Origin of the sequence: Lentibacillus juripiscarius (assembly GCF_042685205.1) — a bacterium.
Classification (GTDB): domain Bacteria; phylum Bacillota; class Bacilli; order Bacillales; family Amphibacillaceae; genus Lentibacillus; species Lentibacillus juripiscarius.
Genome location: NZ_JBHUNA010000003.1, coordinates 102,835 through 125,314, shown reverse-complemented (window position 1 = coordinate 125,314; position 22,480 = coordinate 102,835). Strand labels below are relative to the sequence as shown.

At 42.5% G+C, this 22,480-nt stretch carries 22 protein-coding genes; 10 read left to right on the top strand and 12 right to left on the bottom strand.

Going from position 1 to position 22,480, the window contains the following annotated elements; genetic code table 11:
* Window positions 1-16 precede the first annotated feature (16 nt).
* From ACFSUO_RS01890 to ACFSUO_RS01875, 4 genes are all read left to right on the top strand, one after another.
* Window positions 17-1,342, top strand: a complete 1,326-nt coding sequence (locus tag ACFSUO_RS01890; RefSeq protein WP_382390504.1) for a dihydrolipoamide acetyltransferase family protein — start codon at window positions 17-19, stop codon at window positions 1,340-1,342.
* Between the two features lie 7 nt (window positions 1,343-1,349).
* Window positions 1,350-2,756, top strand: a complete 1,407-nt coding sequence (gene lpdA, locus ACFSUO_RS01885; RefSeq protein ID WP_382390502.1) for a dihydrolipoyl dehydrogenase — start codon at window positions 1,350-1,352, stop codon at window positions 2,754-2,756.
* A 658-nt stretch (window positions 2,757-3,414) separates the two neighbouring features.
* Window positions 3,415-4,581: a Leu/Phe/Val dehydrogenase gene (locus ACFSUO_RS01880; protein WP_382390500.1), complete on the top strand. Its 1,167-nt coding sequence runs from the start codon at window positions 3,415-3,417 to the stop codon at window positions 4,579-4,581.
* A 393-nt stretch (window positions 4,582-4,974) separates the two neighbouring features.
* Window positions 4,975-6,324 carry a sodium-dependent transporter gene (locus tag ACFSUO_RS01875; RefSeq protein WP_382390498.1) on the top strand — a complete coding sequence of 450 codons (1,350 nt, stop codon included), beginning with the start codon at window positions 4,975-4,977 and terminating at the stop codon, window positions 6,322-6,324.
* 787 nt (window positions 6,325-7,111) lie between these two features.
* Here ACFSUO_RS01875 and ACFSUO_RS01870 read toward each other — a convergent pair.
* Genes ACFSUO_RS01870 through paaA form a run of 11 tightly spaced genes read right to left on the bottom strand, consistent with a single transcriptional unit; the run spans window position 7,112 to window position 15,614 of the window.
* The gene (locus ACFSUO_RS01870; RefSeq protein ID WP_382390496.1) at window positions 7,112-7,345 is read right to left on the bottom strand and encodes a DUF362 domain-containing protein; all 234 of its coding nucleotides are present in this window, start codon (window positions 7,343-7,345) and stop codon (window positions 7,112-7,114) included.
* Between the two features lie 51 nt (window positions 7,346-7,396).
* On the bottom strand, window positions 7,397-8,596 hold the full coding sequence (locus ACFSUO_RS01865) for an acetyl-CoA C-acyltransferase (RefSeq protein ID WP_382390494.1): 1,200 nt from the start codon (window positions 8,594-8,596) through the stop codon (window positions 7,397-7,399).
* A 17-nt stretch (window positions 8,597-8,613) separates the two neighbouring features.
* The gene (locus ACFSUO_RS01860; protein ID WP_382390492.1) at window positions 8,614-9,465 is read right to left on the bottom strand and encodes a 3-hydroxyacyl-CoA dehydrogenase; all 852 of its coding nucleotides are present in this window, start codon (window positions 9,463-9,465) and stop codon (window positions 8,614-8,616) included.
* A 22-nt stretch (window positions 9,466-9,487) separates the two neighbouring features.
* Window positions 9,488-11,014 carry an aldehyde dehydrogenase family protein gene (locus ACFSUO_RS01855; protein WP_382390490.1) on the bottom strand — a complete coding sequence of 509 codons (1,527 nt, stop codon included), beginning with the start codon at window positions 11,012-11,014 and terminating at the stop codon, window positions 9,488-9,490.
* A gap of 18 nt (window positions 11,015-11,032) precedes the next feature.
* Window positions 11,033-11,818 carry an enoyl-CoA hydratase/isomerase family protein gene (locus ACFSUO_RS01850; protein WP_382390488.1) on the bottom strand — a complete coding sequence of 262 codons (786 nt, stop codon included), beginning with the start codon at window positions 11,816-11,818 and terminating at the stop codon, window positions 11,033-11,035.
* 4 nt (window positions 11,819-11,822) lie between these two features.
* Entirely contained in the window at window positions 11,823-12,590 is a 768-nt protein-coding gene (locus tag ACFSUO_RS01845) for an enoyl-CoA hydratase-related protein (protein ID WP_382390486.1), read from the bottom strand.
* Window positions 12,583-12,888, bottom strand: coding sequence for an EthD family reductase (locus ACFSUO_RS01840; RefSeq protein ID WP_382390484.1), 306 nt, complete (start codon window positions 12,886-12,888; stop codon window positions 12,583-12,585). The genes ACFSUO_RS01845 and ACFSUO_RS01840 overlap by 8 nt, the downstream gene beginning before the upstream one ends.
* Window positions 12,889-12,905: 17 nt before the next feature.
* Window positions 12,906-13,418 carry a 1,2-phenylacetyl-CoA epoxidase subunit PaaD gene (gene paaD / locus ACFSUO_RS01835; protein ID WP_382390482.1) on the bottom strand — a complete coding sequence of 171 codons (513 nt, stop codon included), beginning with the start codon at window positions 13,416-13,418 and terminating at the stop codon, window positions 12,906-12,908.
* A gap of 21 nt (window positions 13,419-13,439) precedes the next feature.
* Window positions 13,440-14,255, bottom strand: coding sequence for a 1,2-phenylacetyl-CoA epoxidase subunit PaaC (gene paaC / locus ACFSUO_RS01830; protein ID WP_382390480.1), 816 nt, complete (start codon window positions 14,253-14,255; stop codon window positions 13,440-13,442).
* The gene (paaB, locus tag ACFSUO_RS01825; protein ID WP_382390478.1) at window positions 14,252-14,611 is read right to left on the bottom strand and encodes a 1,2-phenylacetyl-CoA epoxidase subunit PaaB; all 360 of its coding nucleotides are present in this window, start codon (window positions 14,609-14,611) and stop codon (window positions 14,252-14,254) included. Before paaB ends, paaC begins: the two co-directional genes overlap by 4 nt.
* 22 nt (window positions 14,612-14,633) lie before the next feature.
* Complete coding sequence (paaA, locus tag ACFSUO_RS01820) at window positions 14,634-15,614, bottom strand: 1,2-phenylacetyl-CoA epoxidase subunit PaaA (protein WP_382390476.1); 981 nt, start codon at window positions 15,612-15,614, stop codon at window positions 14,634-14,636.
* A 251-nt stretch (window positions 15,615-15,865) separates the two neighbouring features.
* On the opposite strand from paaA, the gene ACFSUO_RS01815 reads away from it, so the two are divergent.
* Window positions 15,866-17,200 (top strand): phenylacetate--CoA ligase family protein, encoded by a 1,335-nt coding sequence (locus ACFSUO_RS01815; RefSeq protein WP_382390474.1) that lies wholly within the window; start codon window positions 15,866-15,868, stop codon window positions 17,198-17,200.
* A gap of 323 nt (window positions 17,201-17,523) precedes the next feature.
* Window positions 17,524-18,369 (top strand): phenylacetic acid degradation operon negative regulatory protein PaaX, encoded by an 846-nt coding sequence (gene paaX / locus ACFSUO_RS01810; protein WP_382390472.1) that lies wholly within the window; start codon window positions 17,524-17,526, stop codon window positions 18,367-18,369.
* 147 nt (window positions 18,370-18,516) lie between these two features.
* On the opposite strand, the gene ACFSUO_RS01805 is transcribed toward paaX, so the two are convergent.
* Window positions 18,517-19,065: a gamma carbonic anhydrase family protein gene (locus ACFSUO_RS01805; RefSeq protein ID WP_382390470.1), complete on the bottom strand. Its 549-nt coding sequence runs from the start codon at window positions 19,063-19,065 to the stop codon at window positions 18,517-18,519.
* Window positions 19,066-19,132: 67 nt separating this feature from the next.
* Here ACFSUO_RS01805 and ACFSUO_RS01800 point away from each other — a divergent pair, with 67 nt between their 5' ends.
* The 4 genes from ACFSUO_RS01800 (at window position 19,133) to ACFSUO_RS01785 (ending at window position 22,472) form a co-directional block, all read left to right on the top strand.
* Window positions 19,133-20,083 carry an NAD(P)H-dependent flavin oxidoreductase gene (locus tag ACFSUO_RS01800; RefSeq protein ID WP_382390468.1) on the top strand — a complete coding sequence of 317 codons (951 nt, stop codon included), beginning with the start codon at window positions 19,133-19,135 and terminating at the stop codon, window positions 20,081-20,083.
* A gap of 171 nt (window positions 20,084-20,254) precedes the next feature.
* Complete coding sequence (locus ACFSUO_RS01795) at window positions 20,255-21,256, top strand: NAD(P)/FAD-dependent oxidoreductase (RefSeq protein ID WP_382390466.1); 1,002 nt, start codon at window positions 20,255-20,257, stop codon at window positions 21,254-21,256.
* A 33-nt stretch (window positions 21,257-21,289) separates the two neighbouring features.
* A complete protein-coding gene (locus ACFSUO_RS01790) occupies window positions 21,290-22,066 on the top strand; it encodes an enoyl-CoA hydratase-related protein (RefSeq protein WP_382390464.1) in 777 nt (258 codons plus the stop codon).
* A 22-nt stretch (window positions 22,067-22,088) separates the two neighbouring features.
* A complete protein-coding gene (locus ACFSUO_RS01785) occupies window positions 22,089-22,472 on the top strand; it encodes a thioesterase family protein (protein ID WP_382390462.1) in 384 nt (127 codons plus the stop codon).
* Window positions 22,473-22,480: the final 8 nt, after the last annotated feature.

Below are 22,480 nucleotides of genomic sequence, written 5' to 3'. Positions count from 1 at the left end.
AGGGGAGCACACTTGCATGAGTTTTCAGTTTAGATTGCCTGATATAGGCGAAGGAATTGCCGAAAGTGAAATTGTCAAATGGTTTGTGACAGTTGGAGGTACCATTGAAGAAGATGATTCATTATTAGAAATACAGAATGATAAAACTGTTATGGAGTTACCTTCACCAGTATCGGGAACGGTTAGCAAGATCTTTTTTGAAGTGGGAGAAGTAGCTAAAGTTGGTGAGGTTATCATTGAAATTGAGACAGAAGGAACAGGAAGTATTGAACAATTAGAAACTAGTGAAGCGGATGCTCTGAATGATTCTGTACAAGAAAAAACGAAGGTTGAAGAACAAGAAGCAATAAATACCGCAGCAAACAAAAAACAAGGGGGCATGGATACAGATATCAGATTAATGGCTATTCCTTCTGTACGTCGCTATGCACGTGAAAAAGGCGTCGATATTCGCACAATTAATCCAACAGGAAAAAATAACCGTGTCACAAAAGAAGATATCGATATGTTCATTTCAGGTGAATCAACCACAACGACAAATGATTCCGTCCAAAACGATACATTCACGGTGGTACAAACAAAAAAAACGGAAATAAAACAGGATTTAACAGAATCTACTTCCCCGCCACAAGTAACCGAAAATAGTGTAAAAATGTCGTCAACACGTAAAGCGATTGCTAAGGCAATGGTAAAAAGTAAGACGACGGCACCACATGTTACTGTCTTTGATGCCGTTGATGTTTCTAAGCTAATAGAGCATCGTAAGAAGTCCAAAGAAAGAGCTATAGAACAAGGTGTTAAACTTACGTTTATGCCCTATATTGTGAAGGCTTTAGTAGCTGTATTGCGTAAGCACCCGGCACTTAATGCGTATGTTAACGAGCAAGCAGATGAGATTGTTTACAGAAATTGTTTCAATATTGGGGTTGCGACTAATACAGATCAAGGACTATTCGTACCTAATATTAAAGAAGCGAATATGAAAACAATTTTACAAATTGCTCAAGAGATTATGAAGTACACTGACAAGGCCAAAAAGGGAGAATTAGGAGCTCAAGATATGCGAAATGGTTCCACAACCATTACAAATGTTGGTGCTGCTGCAACAAACGGGGTTTGGTCAACACCGATTATTAATTACCCTGAAGTATCAATCTTAGGAATTGGTCGAATCGAACATGAGGCCGTTGTAAACGAAGATAAGGAAATAGTTGCTGCGCCTATAATGAAGCTTTCCTTCTCATTTGACCATCGTGTAATTGATGGTGTAACAGCACAAGAAGCTATTAATGATTTAAAAGAATTAATAGCTGATCCAGAAATTCTTTTGGTGGAGGGATGATCAACAAATGGTGGTAGGAGATTTTGCTATTGAGCTTGATACAGTAGTTATTGGTGCTGGTCCGGGTGGCTATGTAGCAGCCATTAGGGCAGCGCAAATGGGACAAAAGGTTTCGCTTATTGAAAAAGAGTATATTGGAGGTGTTTGTCTAAACGCAGGTTGTATACCTTCTAAAGCTTTAATTAGCGCAGGTCATCGTTATCGGGATGCCATGCACTCAGATACGTTCGGTATTAAGGCAAAAGATGTAACATTAGATTTTTCTAAAACGCAAGAATGGAAAGACGAAAAGGTTGTTGGCACGCTAACAAAAGGTATAGAAATGCTTCTTATGAAAAATAAAGTAGAAATATTACGTGGTGAAGCATTTTTTGTTGACGATCATCAGCTAAGAGTAATGCAAGAGGACAATGCACAAACATATTCCTTTAATCACGCAATAATTGCAACAGGAAGTCATCCAATTGAAATAAATGGGTTTAAATTCGGTAAAAGAGTGATTGACTCATCAGGTGCTCTAAGTCTTTCCGAAGTACCAAAGAAATTAGTTGTAATAGGTGGTGGATATATCGGATGTGAATTAGCCAGTACTTACGCTAATTTTGGTTCTGAAGTTACGATTTTAGAAGGAAGTCCGTCCATCTTATCTAGTTTTGATAAGGACATGGTCGAATATGCCATTCATAGTTTTCGGAAGAAAAATATCACTATTGAAACGAATGCTATGGCGAAAGAGGCATGTGAGACTGAAAATGGTGTCAGTGTGAGATATGAAGTTAAAGGAGAAGAAAAATCTGTAGATGCCGATTATGTATTAGTTTCTGTAGGACGTCGACCAAATACGAATGAGCTTGGACTAGAAATGGCAGGGGTTACAGTTGGGAAACAAGATCTTATCCCTGTTGATGACCAAGGTCGTACGAATAAGAAGAATATCTTTGCTATCGGCGATATAGTTCCTGGTGTTGCGTTGGCACATAAGGCAAGTTATGAAGCGAAGGTAGCTGCTGAAGTAATAGCGGGTGAAAATGTAGGTGTGGATTATGGGGCTATTCCTTCTGTATGTTTTATAGATCCAGAAATGGCTTCGGTAGGCCTTACACTGGAAGAAGCGAAAGCAGAAGGATATGAAGTTAACGTATTTAAGTTTCCGCTAAATGGAAATGGCCGTGCGCTATCACTTGATGCAACTGAAGGATTTGTTCGTTTAATTACAACGAAAAAAGATAAAGTTCTGATTGGGGCACAAATTGTTGGAATTGGTGCAAGTGATATCATTGCAGAACTCACATTAGCTATCGAACAAATTGTTAGTGTGGAAGACATTGCACTTACGATTCATAGCCATCCTTCATTGGGAGAGGCAGTTCTGGATACTGCTGAATTAGCACTAGGAATGCCAATTCACATATAACTATTTAAATTTAAATAGATTATTTCAACGAATAATAAATTTTTGAAGAAGTAAAAATTTATACGCCTATTACGGGAGGATACTAAATGGATGAGTATAAGGAATTTTGATGATTAATCGAATTTATTTGATAAAGATAAACTCCTAAGAGAGTTGCGATTGCCGATGCTATGTGGAGCCAATTCTAATTGGGAATTTAGAGATGAAGAGATGGTTTTCAAAAAAGCATAACCTACTCTTTAGCTGAATTTAAAAATTATCGTAGCATCAATTACCAGTATTCGCACGGTAGCAATACAAGTTGCAAAAGAAATGTATGATTCCTATTACAATAAGAATTTGATTGTAGCGTATTTAGGTGGAGGATCCACAATAAGTGTCCATCAAAAAGGACCAATGAATGATTTGATTTCTGTTGACGAAGCACCGTTTTAACTTAAACGGCAGGAGGACAGAGGACTACCAATTAAGGATGTCATCAACCCATGCTATAGGAACCGTAAAGAGGAAATGTATGCGCTTTATTGCAAATGGGTGGCCTTATTTCGATCTTGGCACAAATAATGTGATTGAAATCGAGAAAAGAATTGGTAGTGGTTCTAAAAGGAAATATTGACCGTGTCATCATTGAAGGCCCAAAACTAAGGAGGCAGTTTATATGTCAACAATGAAAAAAAACGCAAATGTAAAGGAAAATATGAATAACGGGAGCAGGCACAATATGTTTGAAAAAATAGCAGGACATGAACAGGTAGTGTTTTGTAATGACCCCAAAACTGGATTACAAGCAATTATCGCTATCCATGATACAACATTAGGACCAGCACTTGGTGGAACGCGGATGCGTCAATATGATTCAGCAGATGATGCAATAGAAGATGCATTAAGATTATCAGAAGGTATGACTCAAAAGTGTGCTGCTGCTGGTGTAGACTTTGGTGGCGGAAAGGCAGTTATAATCGGTGATCCAATAAAGGATAAAACACCTGCACTACTTAAAGCATTTGGTCAATTTGTAGATTCATTAAATGGTCGTTTCTACACCGGAACCGATATGGGTACGAACATGGATGACTTTGTTAATGTAATGAAGGAAACAAATTTTGTTTGTGGAATTCCTGAAGCTTACGGTGGTGGTGGCGATTCATCAACTCCAACGGCACAAGGTGTAATCTATGGACTAAAAGCTACAAGTAAATATCTATTTGATACGGATGATCTTGGCGATAAGACATACGCAATTCAAGGGTTGGGTAAAGTAGGATTTAAAGTTGCCGATTATTTGTTAGAGGCTGGTGCCAACCTTTATGTAACAGATATAAATGAAAAGACGCTTGAATTAGTCAAACAAAAAGGTGAAGCAGCAAAAGGTGTTGTTAAAGTAGTGGAAAGTGACTCTATTTACGGTACAGATGCTGATATCTTTATTCCATGTGCAATGGGTGGAATTATTAATGATCAGATAATTAATCAGCTACGTGTAAAAGCAATTTGCGGATCAGCTAATAATCAATTGCTTAGGGAAGAACGTTATGGGGAAGAGCTTAAAGAAAAAGGTATTTTAATTGCACCAGACTATATTGTAAATGCTGGCGGTCTTATCCAAGTTGCGGATGAGCTTTATGGAGCAAACCATGAACGTGTGTTAATAAAAACAAAAGAAATTTACAATGTTTTATTAGATATCTATAAACAATCCCATCTAGATTCTATTACACCATTAGAAGCTGCAAACCGTAAATGCGAAAAGCGCATTCAAGAGGAAAGTGGTCTAAATAACTTCTTCTCACGAGCACGTAGACCGAAATGGAATGTCAAAGAATAATAACTATTAGACCAAACTTAAATATTTTTCTTCCTAAAATGGAGACTGTATATGAAGGTTGTACCTGTCGCTAAAAAACCACTTTTATTTTAGTAGTTTCTTAATAGGCCTTGGTAAATACAGTATTGAAATTCAATTATATAGGAAGAAACAGTGCAGGTGAAAACTTAGGCAGCATATTGCTGTCTAACGATGATCCTGCTTTCATTCAGGTTCGAACTGAGTAACCTTTAAAGCTAGATAAAAATCAGAGATAAAGGGGCTGCATTCATAATATCTCAGGCTTAATAAAACAAAACTAGTTCTTTATTGCTATTAAGGTTATGAAGGGCAGATAGTACCTAATAAGAATAATTGTTTGATCGTCAGCTCCCAAAAATGAGGAGGAGTAAAATGAAGAATGAGAATCAATGGTCTTCTAAACTAGGATTTATCCTTGCTGCATCAGGATCAGCTATCGGACTCGGAGCAATATGGAAATTTCCTTATGTGGCAGGAATGAATGGTGGGGGTGCTTTCCTAGTTATCTTTATTGTTTTCACATTTTTAATTGGGCTACCATTGCTTATATCAGAATTTCTAATTGGTCGTGGTTCAGGTAAAGAGGCTGTTAGTGCGTATGACATGTTAGCACCCAAAAGTAACTGGCGAGTAGTTGGACGAATAGGTGTGGTCAGTAGTTTCTTGTTACTATCTTTCTATGCCGTTGTTGGTGGCTGGGTTCTTATTTATGCTGTAATGTCAGTGTTTGGTTTTGTTATTAAAGGTGGGGCAGATTATGAAGCTGCTTTCAGTTCTATCACAGGTTCACCATGGATAGCGTTGTTTGGTACTGCCGTATTTATTTTAATTAACGTTATTGTTTTAACACTAGGGATTAAAAATGGGATAGAACGGGCATCTAAGTATCTGCTGCCACTCCTATTTGTATTTTTCATTATCCTTATTATACGAGCCTTAACACTGGACGGGGCTATGGAAGGATTATGGTTCTTTCTTAAACCGGATATAACACAACTTACAACTGATGGATTACTATTTGCACTAGGACAGTCATTTTTCGCCCTATCTGTTGGTGTTTCTGTCATGGTAACCTATAGTTCATATTTAGGTAAAAATGAAAGTTTACCTACTTCTGCAGGCGTGGTTACAATTATGAATATTGCTGTGTCTATTTTAGCCGGATTATTCATTTTCCCAGTTGTATTTGCTTTTGGAATGGAGCCTGCACAAGGACCAAGCTTATTGTTTGTTGTACTACCTGCCGTGTTCAGTCAAATGGCCTTTGGTGAGCTTTTCCTAACACTTTTCTTACTATTGTTTCTGTTTGCGACACTTACTTCGTCATTTTCCATGTTAGAGATTCTGGTGGCAGCGTTTACAACTGACGGGAAACGCTCACGAAAAAAAGTTACTTGGACTGCAGGGTCAATTATCTTTTTAGCAGGTATTCCTGCAGGACTCTCATCAGGTGTCCTTAGTGGAGTGACATTATTTGATAAGAATATTTTTGATCTTACTGATTATGTCGTAAGTAATGTCATGTTTCCAATTGGATGCCTGCTTATTGCCTTGTTTATTGGCTTTAAGATGGAAAGGCCAATAATGAAACAAGAGTTTTTCAGGGGTAATAAACTAGCTTTGGCATGGTATTCTATTTGGTGGGCACTTATGCGTTATATAGTTCCGGTTACAATTGTTATAGTATTTCTTTATACTTTGGGAATTATTAACCTGAATTAACTTCTTCGCTGTTTAAATTAAATAACGTTTAAACTTTTCTCTACTTGTTGCCAAAAGTAAATTCAAACAACGGTTTTTTCGGAAGCGGTACGCCAGTGAAAGGTGTACTTCAGAATCGACATAACATTGGGGTAAAAAAAACACAGCCAAACCACTTCCACTGATTGACTTTAATCTATTTGATATACACTGGCCACAGTTAAAAAAATTGATTCCATCCGTATTTCTAGTATAAACGGGCTTGACTCCCAAGCAAATTCTCCTTGGATGTCAAGCCCCATTATTTCCAACAATTGTGATCGATGTGTCGCTGCTAATCCATAAATCGATAATGGGTATGATCATTATGAGTGGGAAACTTTATATACTCCGGCCAGCCAGACGCCAAAAAAGTCTCCGGCAACAGACAACTTCGATAGAGGGTCATAAATCGGAACGTGCATTCTATGGAGTATAATTCTGCAGGGGGTTAAATGAAAGCAAAAACTATCCTTATTATATCCGATTTTGATGAACAGACTAGGTCTGGAGCTGGCCCTGAAGCATAGAAAGGGAGTGAGTTGGAAAAATCGATATTCCGCATCACTCCCCACCGAGCATTTAGTTGTTTTTTTTCTGATTGGTTACGTAGTGTGCCTTACCCGGCTCCAGTGGACAACGGCTAGCACGACTTCAATGCCTGCATACGATAAGCTCAACATTGCAACGCTCATCATGTCTCCTTTAACTCCTGTGGTTTAGTCTAGTCGATATGTTTCTGAGCGGGAGATTGAGCACTTGTTTCGCGCTATTCAAAAAAGGATCTATTAATATCGATATACTCCGATTCTTCATCTGGAACTTCCTCTTCCATATAAATCGCCTGCACCGGACAAGCTGCTTCACACGCACCACACTCAATACAGACATCGGGATCAATGTGGAACATATCTTCCCCTTCCTCGATGCAATCTACCGGACAGACTTCCACGCACTCGGCAGATTTTTCATTTATGCAAGGCGAAGTAATCACAAAAGGCATGTAGAATTCTCCCTTCTTGTAAGATGTAAAAAATCCGGTATTGTCTTGTCTTCAGTTTCGTTCAACAATCATTGAAATCCCTTGACCGACACCGATACACATGGTAGCGAGTCCGCATTTACTGTCCCGTTTCTTCATTTCATGAAGCAAGGTCGTTAAAATTTTTGCGCCACTGGCTCCCAATGGATGCCCATATGCTATGGCGCCCCCATTTACATTCACTTTGTCCTGGTCCAGCTTCAGTTCGCGGATGCATGCTAGCGACTGGGCGGCAAAGGCTTCATTCAATTCGATTAAGTCCAAGTCGTCGACGGTCATGTTAGCCCGTTTAAGCGCCTTTTGGGTCGCCTTAATTGGGCCAATGCCCATAATTCTCGGTTCCACCCCCGCAGTGGCTGATGTAACATAGGAAGCAAGCGGTTCAAATCCGAGTGATTCAGCTTTTTTTCTGCTCATCAATATTACCGCTGAAGCGCCATCGTTAATACCGGAAGCATTGCCTGCTGTTATACTCCCATCTGTAAACAGGGATGATAGATTACTAAGTTTTTCGATCGAGGTGTTTGGTCTTGGGTGCTCATCCTCTGTTACTTCATGAGTTTCACCTTTGTGGCCATGAATAGTGACCGGTGAAATTTCCTCGTTCAATCGTCCGCTCGTCATCGCTTCTTTTGCTCGCATTTGACTTTGATAGGCAAATACATCCTGATCAGAGCGGGAAATTTGGTATAAATCGGCAACATTTTGCGCAGTTTCCGGCATGGAATCCGTTCCATACATTTCTTCCATCAGAGGATTTGTAAAGCGCCAGCCAATAGTTGTATCCTGAAGCTGCTGAGCACCGCGCTTAAAACTTTTATCCGGTTTTCCCATCACGTATGGGGCACGGGTCATGCTTTCAGTTCCTCCCGCAATCATGATATCCCCTTGGCCTGCCATAATGGCACGAGCAGCATACGTGACGGCATCTAGTCCGGAACCGCACAACCGGTTAAGGGTTGTCGCAGCGGTTTCAACTGGATACCCACCCAAAAGGGTCGACATTCTGGCAACATTTCGGTTGTCTTCACCTGCGCCATTGGCATTTCCGAAAATCACTTCTTCCACCTCGTCAAGGGGGAGCGAGGGATTGCGCTCTTTCAATGAACGCAGTACATGTGCACCTAAATCATCTGGACGGACATCTTTCAAAACACCATTATACCGTCCAATTGGAGTTCTTACCGCATCGATAACTACAACTTCTTCCAATCTTAAACCCTCCCTTGCTATTCATACTGATAGACACCGTATCCACTTTTTTTCCCTAATCGTCCTGCTTTGACAAGCTGTTCAAGCAGGGGAGCAGGGCGATATTTTTCACCAAGTTTCTCATGCAAATATCGTAAATTATTAAGACGGGCATCCAAACCTACCAGATCCGCAAGTTCAAGCGGTCCCATCGGATAATTTAGCCCGAGCCTTACAGCCTTATCAATATCGTTAGCAGATGCAACACCTTCCTGCAGCATATGAAATGCCTCATTGCCAACTAACGCACTGATGCGACTTGTAACAAATCCCGGGAACTCAGTGACCTCAACCGATTCTTTTCCCATGTGTGTTGCAGCCTCTTGAATTAGGTCTACTGTTTCTGGAACTGTTTCCAGTCCTTTTACAATCTCGACAAGCGGCATTCGATGAACCGGATTGAAAAAATGCATGACTGCCACCTGGAAAGCTCTGTTTGTATAGGAAGCCAATTCCGTTGGGCTGATGGTGGATGTATTGGAAGCCAAAACGGCATGAGAAGGAGCATGTGCATCCGCAGTCTCCATGATCGTTTTCTTGAGTTCACGCTTTTCCGGTACGGCTTCAATCAGTAAATCACATGATTCCACAGCTAATTCCAGCGTTGTTGTTGTAGTAAGGTTGTTTAATAGATTGTCAGCCTCGTCCTCGGTAATTTTCTCTTTTTTGACTCCTTTTTCAGCCGTTTTCCGGACATGATACAGTGCGTTTTGCAACTGTTCTTCAGAAATGTCCACTAAAACTGTTCGGAAACCGGCAAGGGCCGAGACATATGCGATGCCTCGCCCCATTACGCCAGCCCCGGCAACGGTAACGTTCTCTATGGTCATCTGTTTCCGCCTTCCTTTCTGTTTATACGCCGAATGGATTCAACGGTTTTGGTCCGTAATAAGAAAGAACACTTTTATCTTCCATATAAAGATCTAATGTTTCGACCGTCAATTCCCGGCCAAATCCGGATTGTTTATATCCGCCAAACGGGGTTCCCGGGAACGCAGAGAACGGGTTGTTCACCATCACGATACCGGCTTTAATCTGGTGCGAAACTCTTGTTGCCCGTCCTTGGTCTTTCGTCCAGATAGCGGAACCCAAACCGTAGTCAGTATCATTAGCACGCTGGATAACTTCCTTTTCATCGGTGAACTTTTCTACGACCACAACAGGGCCGAAGATTTCTTCTTTGACCGCTTTCATATCAGGGGTCACATCCGTAATTACAGTCGGTTCATACCAATATCCATTTTCAAATCCATCAATTTTCATGACGTTTCCACCTGTCGCAATGGTTGCACCATCTTCTCGTGCGGACTGTACATACCCATCAATGATATCCAGTTGATTTTGACTGATGATCGATCCGAGATGGGTGCCCTTATCGAATGGATTGCCTGATTGAAGCTTTTTCGTTTTGGCAATAAACTGCTCCATAAAGTCATCATAGATTGATTCATGGACAAACATTCGCGAGCGGGCTTCACAGGATTGTCCGGTGTTAAAGAAGATGCCAAATAGTGAGCCAGGTACGGCTGCATCCAGATCAGCGTCTTCAAAAACGATGTTTGGTGACTTGCCACCAAGTTCCAAGGTAACACGCTTCAATGTATCGGATGACTTTTGCATAATGTCTTTTCCGGTTGGGGTAGACCCTGTAAAGGCCACTTTGTTAATGTTCTTATGCTCGACAAGATAGTCTCCAACAACTCTTCCAGAACCAGGAACCGTATTGACGACACCTTCCGGGACTCCTGCTTCATGGCAAATTTCGTTCAGGATCAGTGCGGTAATTGGAGTCAGACTTGCCGGTTTGATAACGACGGTACATCCAGCTGCAATGGCCGGCGCGATTTTCCAGGAAGCCATCATCATTGGGTAGTTCCATGGAATAATTTGTGCACAAACACCGACCGGCTCTTTATGCGTATAATTGAAAAATCCGTTTGGCATGTTGTTGACGCTGCCACGGTGACCGACAATCGCCCCCGCATAAAATTCAAATACCTCAATCGACTGGTTGACCTGGACCTGTGCTGCACTCATCGATTTACCGCTGTTGAGCACTTCCATTTCGATTAGTTCGTTAAAACGCTCGCGCATAATGGCAGCGATTTTATTAAGGATCCGTGCCCGCTTCCCAACTGGATACTTGTTGCTCCATTTTCCTTTTTCAAAAGCATTTCTTGCAGCTTTGACAGCTTTTTCGGCATCTTCTTGATTTCCTTTCACGACGGTCGCCAGCACTTCGCCTTTGGCCGGGTCAAATGTTTCAAATGTTTCAGATGAATTGCTCTCCACGCGTTCGCCATTAATGATCATCGAATAATGATCCCTTTTCATCGCTCCAACTTCCGTTACTGCTTCCGCTGTTACTGTACTTACCATTCGTAATACACTCCTTTATTAATTTCCTGTAAATTGGGGTTTCCGTTTTTCCTTAAAAGCGTACAATCCTTCTTTATGATCATTTGAATTACCTGCGATACGCTGGGCTTGTGCTTCCTTTTCAAGCATTTCGTCAAATGTCATGTTCATGCCGTTCGCCATATAGCGTTTGACGAGTGAAATTGATTTGGTCGGCATTGCTGCTAATCTTTCGGCAAACGCACTTACTTTCTCGTCCCACTCCTCTTGGTCAATTAGCTCGGTGGCAAGCCCTAGATGAACCGCTTCCTCACCCGAAATCGGCTTACCGAGAACGACTACTTCAAGTGCCTTTGCGTAACCGATGAGACGGGGAAGATAGTAGAGAAAAGCAGAATCTGGTATTAAGCCGATGTTCATAAATGCACTGATGAATTTGGCGTCCGGCTTTACCAGTCGAAAATCTGCAGCCAAAGCCAAACTCATGCCAGCCCCCGCAGCGGTTCCATTTACCGCAGCAATAATTGGTTTCGGTGTCTGCTTAATTGTCCGCATCATTGGGTGGTAGCGGTTGCGGAGAAATTCGGCATGATTTGTGTGTTCATCGACACCAGCCAAATCTTCCCCGGCACAGAATGCTTTTCCTTCGCCCGTAATGACGATGCTCCTGACTTCTTTGTCTTTGCCGGCTATTTTTAAAGCGTGGATAATCTCCTTGTTCATCTTTTCGGTAAAAGAATTGAAAGAGGATGGCCGGTTAAGAACGATTTTCACTACTGCATTTTCACTTTTTTCGTATACGATGGTCTGAAAATCATGGGTCATGCCTTTACTCCCCTTTAAAAGAAGGTTTGCGTTTCTCGGTAAAAGCCTGCATTCCTTCTTTCTGATCTTCCGTAGCAAATGTTAGGTAAAAGTTTTTTCGCTCCAGCTTTGATCCTTCTATTAGTGGAGTATCGACCGCCTCATTGACCGCCTCTTTGATCAAGCGGACGGCGACAGGGGCCTGGTCTGCAACCTGATGGGCAAGCCGCATCGTTTCTTCCTCGACTAACTCCGGCGCAACAACGCGGTTGATGGCACCGTGTTCAAGTGCTTCCTGTGCACTCCTAGGCTTGCCAAGCCAAATCCATTCGAGCGTTTTTGCTTTGCCGATGGCTTTAGTTAACAGCTGGGTACCGCCGGCGCCGGGCATAACACCGAGTGTAATTTCCGGAAATCCGAATTTTGCGTCTTCTGAGGCAACAATAAGGTCACAATGAAGCGCCAGTTCAAATCCTCCGCCTAACGCAAAACCACTCACTGCTGCAATAATCGGTTTATTGATAAGGGTGATTCGGTCCCAGACTGCAAATGGGTCTGCAAGCTCTAATGATAGGGGAGAGTCATCCATCATCTCATCTATATCCGCCCCTGCAGCAAACGCCTTTTTGTTACCTTTGATGATAATTGCACGGACAGAGTCTTTCTGATCAAACGCTTCAAGCTGTTCGACGATCTCACCAACCACCTGACGGCTTAACGCATTAGCTGCTTCCGGTCGGTCGAGCTGGATAATCCCTACATTGTCCTCGGTAGAAACTTTAATGTTACTCATTCAATTCTTCCCCAATCATCAGGGTGACGAGATCACCGGCAAAACCCATCAGGTCCTTTCCGGATGCTTTTCCTTCATCTGATTTCATTCCAGCTTTCAATGCATCAAGGTCATCGTAATACATCTCGCATAATAGATAATACTCGCTTTCACCTGTCGGGGAGCCGACAATTTTAGTAACTTTCATGTCTCTGAGGCCGGGAATTTCTTTCGTAATCGGTGTATGGGTATTAAAGTAATGCTCATCAAATGCTTCCTTATCCTCCGGGTATTTATATAATGCTATTAGTTTTGCCATGTTAAAACACCTTCCTTTTAATGATTGATAGAATACTTGATAACTGGTTTCATTGCTTCAAACGGGTTACTGCAGGCGGTGCAATATAGAATGCTCCTGCATGCAGTTGGTCCGAATACATTTTCCATGGACGTATACGACGATCCGCAAAACGGGCAGTCCACAGTCCATTCCTCCCCGGGAATATAGTTCTCCGGAGGTGGAGCAACCCCGTGCTTTTTTAACTGATATTTCCCTTCCTCGGTAATCGAATCAGTTGACCATTGATGCTGGAATGAAAAATGGACGGTACATTCATCGACCCAGTCAACATCCTCAACTGCCTTTTTAACTTTCAGTTCAATGAAATCAAGCGCCGGGCATCCGGCAAATGTTGGTACCATGGAAACGGAGACATGATTTTCATGGACATTAACCTCCCGAACCATTCCAAGGTCAACAACACTAACGGATGGAAGTTCCGGATCATCAACCGTTTTAATGACGGTGTACAGTTCCTCCTGCTTTTGTCTTTCTATCATTTTATCCATCTCGGCACTCCTTTCAAAAACCTACCAAACGGCACTCTTGTCGCTCTCGTACACTTCCGAAAGTGTCTCCAAGGCCTGATTTAAATCTCTTGTATGCTCTCCTAATCGTCCACTTCCGGACTGTTTATCTAGCATTGATTCCGGCAATGGTTTGATTGCTTTGGCTACTTCCTGAAGCCATTGCTTTTTGAGGAAACTTTCACCGGAGATAAGTCCGAATTGTTCCATGTTTTCCGCTTCTGCTCCCAATGACAAGACATCCTCACACTCTTGCCAGGCTTCTTCAACCCGTGTTTGAATACGTGTTTTGGCTTCTTTGGTTGAATCCTGGAGCTGCTCTATCCACAATTTCCAATGGGCGAGATGATAGGTTTGCTCTGTCAGGACTTTCTCGGCGGTTGCTGCCAGGGGCTTAAAGGAACTACTGGTAATCGCTTTCAACTTCACTTGTTTAAATGTTTCATAGATGAATTGGCGGACAACGGTCAGCGCCCAGTCGTAATACGGTTCTTCCTTATACGAACCATCACCGTTTTTCTTTTCGAAATAGGCAGCATTCCGCCGTTCATATGGCGGTCTGTCGTGTGCCAGTACGTCCGCCGCTCCTTCCCCTAGCTCCTCAAGCAATTGATAGTAGAGGAAGGCATGCCCCATGGTGTTCTGGGTTATAGAAGAATAAGCAACGTCCTCTTCAATGTGCGGGGCCAATCCCAGCCATTCTGACCCACGATACGAGATAATAAAGTCATCATCTGCCAATTGATAAAGCAGTTCAGTTAATGCTTTTAAATAGGAAGAATCCTGTTTTGCCTGCTTGGTTGTTTCGATGACGTTCATTGTTTTTTCACCTCTTTCCAGGACATGATTTCCTTTTCATCAAGCATGCCTTGCTCTTTTTCACGCCACTTCTTGGCTAAATACCCGTATCCTTTCGTGGTGCGATAATCTTTATTATTTAGTCTGTTCGTCCATTCCTGCCGCTCTTCACTCGTCATGGACCGGATATTGTTCCGCTCGACGACCCAGATATCAAGCACGTTTTCCCGCCGCATGAAGTTTTCCTGTGCCATCATGAGTGCCATTTCTTCGTTTGGAGCGAGCAGACTGAATTGACGCTGGAGCGGTGATTTTGCATTTTTCTTGCTGAATACTTCAAATTCCTTGTAGAAGCTGGTTTCATCGATTTTCTCCATCTCTATCTCTCCTTTCTATCCTTTACGAAATAGCAGCATTGGATGCTAGGGCCTGCCTTACCCAGCTGTTGTTTTCATAGGCAATCTCTCTTAGACGCAGCCGCTCTTTGGAACGCGGGCCGTTATTTCCGATGATCTGTTTAAATTCATTCCAGTCAGGCTGCTGGTACACCCATTGTTGTTTCTCCTCGTTGTAATGAACTGTCTCATCGGGAACCGTCAACCCAAGTGAGAACACACGTGGGAGGTATTTATCCAAAAATGCCTGGCGCAGTTCTTCGTTTGAATTCTTCCGGATGCGGTACTTCGTGGTCGCTTCTTGTTTGGATGAACCGGTTGTTGACGCATTTGCCGGACCGAAGAACATTAAGAGTGATGGCCACCAGCGATTGAGTGAATCTTGTAAAATGGCCCGCTGATGCTCAGTCCCCTCGGCCAGTGCCATAATGATTGATTCGCCATGCTGGGCGTGGAATACTTCCTCTTTGCAGATCCGCTGCAATGCTCGCTGGTATGGTCCATAGGAAGCATCCAGCATATTCGTCTGTGAAATGATTGCTGCTCCATCAACAAGCCAGCCAACCATGCCGGCGTCTGCCCACGTTTTTGTCGGCATGTGGAAAACGTTATGGAATTTTAAATCACCATTTAATAGATCCAGCATTAGGCTTTCCCGGTTTTTTCCGTAAGGTTTTAACAAGTCTTCTGCCACGCGCAGAAGAAGCTGGCCATGACCCATTTCATCTTGTACTTTGGCCATAATACCGAGCTTCCGTTTTAATGTAGGAGCCTTTGGTACCCATTCCTTTTCCGGAAGGGCTCCCATAATTTCACTAATGCCATGCATCGAAATCAGTTTAATGAGTGTTTCGCGGTATTCGTTTGGCATCCAGTCATCCGCTTCGATTTTTTCTCCTGCTTCAATTCGTTCCATGAAGCGAGCGTATTTTTCTTCATCTTCTTCAATATAATCGTCGGCTAACGCGCCTCCATAGTGATACATTCCAACCACTCCCTATAACGAATGTTTAACGCTATTATAGTCTAACGTCATATTAAAATCAATACGGAATACAGAATTTTTTATTAATAAATCAACATACGCCGTCAGTCCGCCATTTACAAGGGTTTAAATTACGGTTGAATTTTCTTAATTGATTGACAATCCATTGACAGCGGTTTCACTAATGTATATATTATTCATAACGGTTTTTATTCAATCGTAATAAATTTATTATGAAGGGAGATCACTGCATGGCAATTTTTTCGGAAGTTGAAACGCTGGATGGACAGGAAATGGAAAGTTTGCAGTGGAAACGTCTAAATGACACCGTGGCACACGTCTACCATAACGTACCTTTTTATCAAAAGGCATTTGAGGAAAACGAATTTACACCTGAAGACCTGTGTTCATGGAACGACTTTCAAAAACTACCGTTTACAAAAAAGCACCATCTGCGTGAAAATTATCCTTTTGGTTTACTCGCCACCCCTCAGGAAGATGTAGTAAGAATCCACGCTTCGTCGGGGACAAGCGGAAAGCCCACGGTAGTAGCATATACGGAAAAGGATATCCAAAATTGGGGAGAAATGGTCGCCCGGGCGATTTACATGGCCGGAGGGAGAAAAGGGGATATCCTCCACAATGCCTATGGATACGGGTTGTTCACTGGGGGGTTAGGCCTACATAATGGGGCTGAACGGTTGGGCTGTGCAACCGTTCCCATTTCGGGAGGGAACACGAAGAACCAAATAACACTCATTCAGGACTTCAAGCCTCGTATTGTCTGTTCGACACCTTCCTATTTATTAAATATTGGGGAAACAATGAAAACATTAGGGATTGACCCTGCTGACACTTCCCTTGATTATGCTGTACTCGGAGCGGAACCGTGGTCGGAAGAAATGAGAGACAGCATTGAGGACATGTTCGATATTAAAGCATCGGATATTTATGGACTCAGTGAGGTTATGGGACCGGGTGTCGCAATGGAATGTGCGGACTGCCAGGATGGGCTGCATATAGCGGAGGATCATTTTCTGGTGGAAGTTATTGACCCTGAAACCCTTGAGCAAGTTTCGGATGGGGAAGACGGCGAGTTGGTATTTACCAGTCTTACAAAAGAGGCCTTGCCGATTATACGATATCGTACTGGTGACATAGCCTCAATCACTAGAGGAACTTGTCCATGCGGAAGAAAGACGGCCAAAATGAGCCGTGTAAAAGGACGCGTTGATGATATGTTAATCATCCGTGGAGTAAATGTTTTTCCCACTGAGCTAGAACGGTACATTGGGAATGTGAAGGGGGTTACGCCGCATTACCAGGTTCATCTGAAGAAAAGGGGAGCATTGGATCATGCGGAGCTGCATGTTGAAGTATCTGAGGACTTTTATGGAACGCTGCCCAATTATGATTTAAATCATCCAACTGCCCAGGAACTTATTAAAAATCTGCAGAAAGTCTTGAAAATGGAAGCGCTTGTATCCATCGATGTCACGCTGAAGGAACCGCACACTATACCGCGGTCGGAGGGAAAAGCAAAACGCGTTGTCGATTCCCGAAAAGCGATGTCAAAATCCATCTGAATTCGAACATATCAATTCTGAGCGAAGGGCTGCTGCCTTCGCTTTTCTTTTCAATTTCGTTTGTATGCACTATAATGAATGTATTGAGTTTACATTAAAATGGCTGTCTTCGCGCTGTTTCTTACCTTTTGTTTGAAATCGTTGCAGGCGGACACTTTCTGCGGGCAAGACTTTGGTTTCCTCACGAGAACTTGATGTTCGTTGTGAATTCTTTAGTTGCTACTTTCCCGCTTGAATCGCTGTCTATTGTTTCTTCGATAGTTTTAATTAATAAATGACAGCCTTCGCTTTTTAAATAGATCATGTAGAAAAGGAAATCAAATATGCAAAAAACGTTTAATACACGTTCGATGATATTTACGTTATACGGGGATTATATCAGTCAATACGGCGATGCCATATGGATTGGCAGCTTGATTCGATTGCTTGAGGAATTCGGACATAATGAACAATCTGTACGTGCAGCTGCTTCCCGCATGAGCAAGCAAGGATGGATTGAGTCACTAAAACAGGGGAATAAAAGCTATTATTATTTAACGGAACGCGGAAAATCACGTATGAACGAAGCAGCCAACCGCATCTATCAAGTCGAATCACCATCATGGGATGGAAACTGGCGAATACTCGTATATTCAATCCCGGAGAAAAAACGGCATTTACGGGATGAATTACGGCGTGAGCTCACATGGAGCGGGTTTGGTCTTTTATCAAACAGTTGCTGGATTACTCCTAATCCACTCGAAAACGAAATTAATAACCTCATTGAGAAATATCAGATTTCCCCGTATGTGAACTACTTTACTGCCACCCATATGGGGACCAGCGACAATCGGGAATTGGTTCGTAAATGCTGGGATTTACAGGACATCAATAATCAGTACTCACAATTTATTGAAAAATACAGCCAACAATATATTATCGATCGCAATGAGGTGGAAAATGGCAATATGAGCGATGGCAGTTGCTTTGTCGAGAGGACCCTATTGGTTCACGAATTCCGGAAGTTTTTATTCATTGACCCCGGCCTGCCAAAGGAACTACTGCCTGAAAAATGGCTGGGGGAATCGGCCTCTTCCTTGTTTAGGGATTATTATCGGTTACTTGAAAAACCCGCAACACGGTTTTTTGAGTCGGTGTTTGAAGCTCCCAAAAAAAATTATAATCTGTGAAACGAGAAAAACCGGTTAGGAGGCAGCCTCCTAACCGGTTTTATATAAAGGGTAAAAGAGTATATAATTTTGAAAGATAGTGAAATACCGAAATTATAAGATTTGTCGAATTCCATCAACATAACCTCTAACCTCTGAGACTAGGTGTCAGTTGGAATTGTTTTGGTGCGTGAGAATTTTTTCAAATACTTCGTTTCTTTTAAACTGCTGTCCCTTTTCAACATATGTTGTGATGGTTTCTTCAATCATTTCCAAGTCCTGATTGGTCATTGTTCGGACGACTTTTCCAGGTGAACCAAGAACGACCGATCTAGGTGGGATAACCTTACCGGGAGGGACTAGGCTGTTCGCCCCAACAAGCGAATACTCTCCTATGATCGCGCCATCCAGAACTGTTGCCCCCATGCCGATTAGTGATCCCTTTTTCAATGTGCAACCGTGCACGATGGCATTGTGGCCAATCGATACTTCATCTTCGAGGATTAGCGGATAATCCTCATACAAGTGGCACATGGTATTGTCCTGAATATTGCACCGTTCGCCAATTTTAATTTTCCCTTCATCTCCACGCAGCACAGCATTAAACCAAACACTTGATTCTACCCCAATTTCAACATCGCCAATCACTTTTGCCCCGTCTGCAATAAAAGCAGTTTCATGGATTTTCGGAACACTTTGTTTGTATCGGTAAATCATGTACACCCTCCTAATAAATTATGTTATAATTCTTAATATAACATAATTTATACGGAGGTGTTAATTCATGAATGATTTAACAAAACTATTACGTATTAAATACCCGATTATCCAAGGTGGAATGGGGAATATCAGCCATGCCGAACTCACCTCAGCTGTATCAAATGCCGGCGGGTTAGGCACAATTGGCGTCGGTACAATGGATCCGGATACGGTGGAACGAATATTAACAAGTATTCACTCCCAGACAAGTAAGCCGTTTGCGGTCAATCTTCCAATAGCGGTTCAGCCATACATAGAAGATATGATTGGTCTGGTCAAGAAATACGGGATACCTGCTGTTACGCTATCAGCCGGAAATCCTTCACCATATATTCAGCAATTTAAAGAGGACAACATCGTGGTCATGTGTGTTGTTGCTAATGACAAGCAGGCAAAAAAGGTAGAGGATAATGGGGCAGATGTGATTATCGCAGAAGGCTATGAAGCTGCTGGCATTAATTCCTCTGAGGAACTGACGACTTTTACCTTGACCCCAACTGTTTCTTCCAGGGTAAATGTTCCGGTTATCGCAGCCGGTGGTGTTGGAAATGGGCAGGGCATTGCTGCAGCGATGAGCTTGGGGGCACAAGGTGTGCAATTAGGAACGCGGCTGATTGCAACCAAAGAGGCTCAGGTACATGCGGATTATAAAGAGGGAATCCGGAACGCAGGGGCTGACGGAACAATCATTGTCGGTAGGCCGTATCAGAGAATTAGACGGGTTTTGAAAACACCATATAGCGAGCATCTCCTTCAGTCTGAAAAAGAAAATCAGCCGGCTGATGTGTATTTAGAAAAGACGGATGAAAAACACCATCTCGTCGGTGCCATTGAGGGGAAACTTTCAGAAGGGCATGTGAATGCCGGGCAAATTGCCAGTCTGATTGAAGACATCCCGTCAGTCGAGGATCTGTTAAAGAGTATGATGACAGAAGCACGTGAATCATTCGAAACAAATTTTTCCATGTTCAATTAAAAAATGGAGCGGATATCCCTACACATCCGCTCCATTTTTTTGAATTTTTATACTTTAATATTGACATTATTGTAATAATTAGTTACTCTTTGTATAACGAAAATATAAAATGCGTTTAAAAAACGTTATGCTTATATGTATGAAATTAATGTTGGCGAAGGAGATGAGATAATGCCTGAAAAACAAACGGTTGACATTACCATAATAGGGGCAGGTCCGGTAGGTCTTTTTACAGCTTTTTATGCTGGCATGCGAAGCGCATCCGTTAAAGTAATTGATAGTTTGCCCGAAGTAGGAGGGCAGTTATCGGCATTATATCCAGAAAAGTATATTTATGACGTTGGTGGCTTCCCAGGTGTGAAAGCGAAAGATTTAGTCGACCAACTCCATATGCAGGCACAAAAATTTTCCCCAAAGATCCATCTGAATGAAACAGTTGAAAGCGTGATTCAGCAGCCTGATGGATCATTCAAACTCGTAACATCATCTGCCGTCCATTATTCCCGCAGCATTATTATTGCAGCTGGAGCAGGTGCATTTGAACCCCGCAAATTAAAAGTGGAACGGGCGGACACTTACGAAGAAAACTGCCTTCATTATGCGGTGAAGGATATGGAATATTTCAAAGACCGCCGTGTTCTGGTTTGTGGTGGGGGAGATTCTGCAGTTGATTGGTCACTGGCGCTGGAGCCGATTGCGAAAGAGGTAACGCTCATTCATCGCCGGTCCTCATTCAGGTCTCACGAACATAGTCTTTCACTGTTGAAGCAGTCAAGTGTGGATATTAAAACACCTTTTGAGGTCAATCAATTAATTGGAGAGGACGATAAGATTGACCAGGTTTTGATCAAGGAAGTGAAAGGGGAAAATACATTTTTGCTGGACGTGGATGACCTGATTGTAAACTTTGGTTTTGTGACTTCACTTGGACCGTTGAAAACCTGGGGGTTAAAAACTGAAAAGAAAGCCGTTCAAGTCAATTCCCATATGGAAACGAACATCCCGGGTATTTTTGCAGTTGGCGATATCTCCACTTATGAGGGGAAACCGAAATTAATTGCAACTGGCTTTGGCGAAGCTCCAATTGCTGTGAATCATGCGAAAACATTTGTTGATCCAAATGCAAGACGACAAGCAGGACACAGCACAAACATTGCCGCGTTTGCTACGTAAATACAAAATAAAACAAAGATGGAGGATCGACTAATGGGAAGAATCAGAAAGTCCGTTGACGGGACGCTCGCTACCATTACATTAAACCGTCCGGATGTCTTAAATGTGTTTGATTATGAAATGCTGGAACAGCTGCAGGAAGTAGTTGAGGAAATCCGGTTGGATCATGGTATCAGGGCAATCATTTTTGTTGGTGCCGGTGAGAAGGCTTTCAGCGCTGGGGCAGATTTAAAAGAGAGGAAACACTTAACCGAAAGGGAAGTACGGCGCAATGTCAATAAAATTCGGCAAGTATTTAACTTGATTGAGGAATTGCCACAGCCAACGATTGCTGCCATTAACGGATATGCTCTGGGGGGCGGCTTTGAGCTGGCATTAGCATGTGATTTGCGACTGGCCGCTGATCATGCACAGATGGGGTTGACGGAAGTTAAGTGGGCAATCATTCCCGGAGGCGGCGGCACACAGCGCCTGACCAATCTGATTGGATCTGCCTATGCAAAAGAACTAATCTTAACGGCACGCAAAATAGGAGCGGATCATGCAAAAGAACTTGGAATCCTTAATGGTGTTACCAGGAAAGACGAGTTAATGGAACAGGCGATTTCTCTTGCAAACGAAATAATGGTAAACGGGCCATTAGCGGTCACACAAGCCAAATATGCAATCAACCATGGAAGTGATGTTGATATCCATACCGGTTTGGCAATCGAATCGAAGGCGTATGAAGTGATTATCCCGACGAAAGATCGGGTTGAGGCGGTAACTGCTTTTAACGAAAAACGGCCTGCAAACTTTCAGGGTAAATAAATGATAAGAGGGTGGTCAGCAAATGAAACCGGGACTCCAGATTGGGGATCAAGCTTGCATTACAGTCAAGGTAACAGAAGATATGTTTGCGCAGTTTAATGGGGAAGTTGTGCACCGCGCCTATTCCACAGTATCCATGTTGTATCACATGGAATGGGCTTCCAGGAAGTTAATCCTTCCGTACTTAGAACAAGATGAAGAGGGTATGGGAGCCGCCGTACAATTGAAACATATTGCTCCTTCAGGAGAAAAAGCGCAACTGGAGATTATCGCAACAATTGAGGACATGCGAAGGAATTATATTATGAGCCAGGTTGTTGTTAACAATGAGAAAGGGAAAATTGGTGAAGGGAAAATTAAACAAGTTATTTTGCCAAAGGAACACATTGGAAGGCAGCTGTCTTAACCTATGAA

Coding starts and splice junctions, on each gene's coding strand:
- ACFSUO_RS01890 (WP_382390504.1), top strand. CDS start 17: ATGAGTTTTCAGTTTAGATTGCCTGATATAGGCGAAGGAATTGCCGAA.
- lpdA (WP_382390502.1), top strand. CDS start 1,350: ATGGTGGTAGGAGATTTTGCTATTGAGCTTGATACAGTAGTTATTGGT.
- ACFSUO_RS01880 (WP_382390500.1), top strand. CDS start 3,415: ATGTCAACAATGAAAAAAAACGCAAATGTAAAGGAAAATATGAATAAC.
- ACFSUO_RS01875 (WP_382390498.1), top strand. CDS start 4,975: ATGAAGAATGAGAATCAATGGTCTTCTAAACTAGGATTTATCCTTGCT.
- ACFSUO_RS01870 (WP_382390496.1), bottom strand. CDS start 7,345: ATGCCTTTTGTGATTACTTCGCCTTGCATAAATGAAAAATCTGCCGAG.
- ACFSUO_RS01860 (WP_382390492.1), bottom strand. CDS start 9,465: ATGACCATAGAGAACGTTACCGTTGCCGGGGCTGGCGTAATGGGGCGA.
- ACFSUO_RS01855 (WP_382390490.1), bottom strand. CDS start 11,014: ATGGTAAGTACAGTAACAGCGGAAGCAGTAACGGAAGTTGGAGCGATG.
- ACFSUO_RS01850 (WP_382390488.1), bottom strand. CDS start 11,818: ATGACCCATGATTTTCAGACCATCGTATACGAAAAAAGTGAAAATGCA.
- ACFSUO_RS01845 (WP_382390486.1), bottom strand. CDS start 12,590: ATGAGTAACATTAAAGTTTCTACCGAGGACAATGTAGGGATTATCCAG.
- ACFSUO_RS01840 (WP_382390484.1), bottom strand. CDS start 12,888: ATGGCAAAACTAATAGCATTATATAAATACCCGGAGGATAAGGAAGCA.
- paaD (WP_382390482.1), bottom strand. CDS start 13,418: ATGGATAAAATGATAGAAAGACAAAAGCAGGAGGAACTGTACACCGTC.
- paaC (WP_382390480.1), bottom strand. CDS start 14,255: ATGAACGTCATCGAAACAACCAAGCAGGCAAAACAGGATTCTTCCTAT.
- paaB (WP_382390478.1), bottom strand. CDS start 14,611: ATGGAGAAAATCGATGAAACCAGCTTCTACAAGGAATTTGAAGTATTC.
- paaA (WP_382390476.1), bottom strand. CDS start 15,614: ATGTATCACTATGGAGGCGCGTTAGCCGACGATTATATTGAAGAAGAT.
- ACFSUO_RS01815 (WP_382390474.1), top strand. CDS start 15,866: ATGGCAATTTTTTCGGAAGTTGAAACGCTGGATGGACAGGAAATGGAA.
- paaX (WP_382390472.1), top strand. CDS start 17,524: ATGCAAAAAACGTTTAATACACGTTCGATGATATTTACGTTATACGGG.
- ACFSUO_RS01805 (WP_382390470.1), bottom strand. CDS start 19,065: ATGATTTACCGATACAAACAAAGTGTTCCGAAAATCCATGAAACTGCT.
- ACFSUO_RS01800 (WP_382390468.1), top strand. CDS start 19,133: ATGAATGATTTAACAAAACTATTACGTATTAAATACCCGATTATCCAA.
- ACFSUO_RS01795 (WP_382390466.1), top strand. CDS start 20,255: ATGCCTGAAAAACAAACGGTTGACATTACCATAATAGGGGCAGGTCCG.
- ACFSUO_RS01790 (WP_382390464.1), top strand. CDS start 21,290: ATGGGAAGAATCAGAAAGTCCGTTGACGGGACGCTCGCTACCATTACA.
- ACFSUO_RS01785 (WP_382390462.1), top strand. CDS start 22,089: ATGAAACCGGGACTCCAGATTGGGGATCAAGCTTGCATTACAGTCAAG.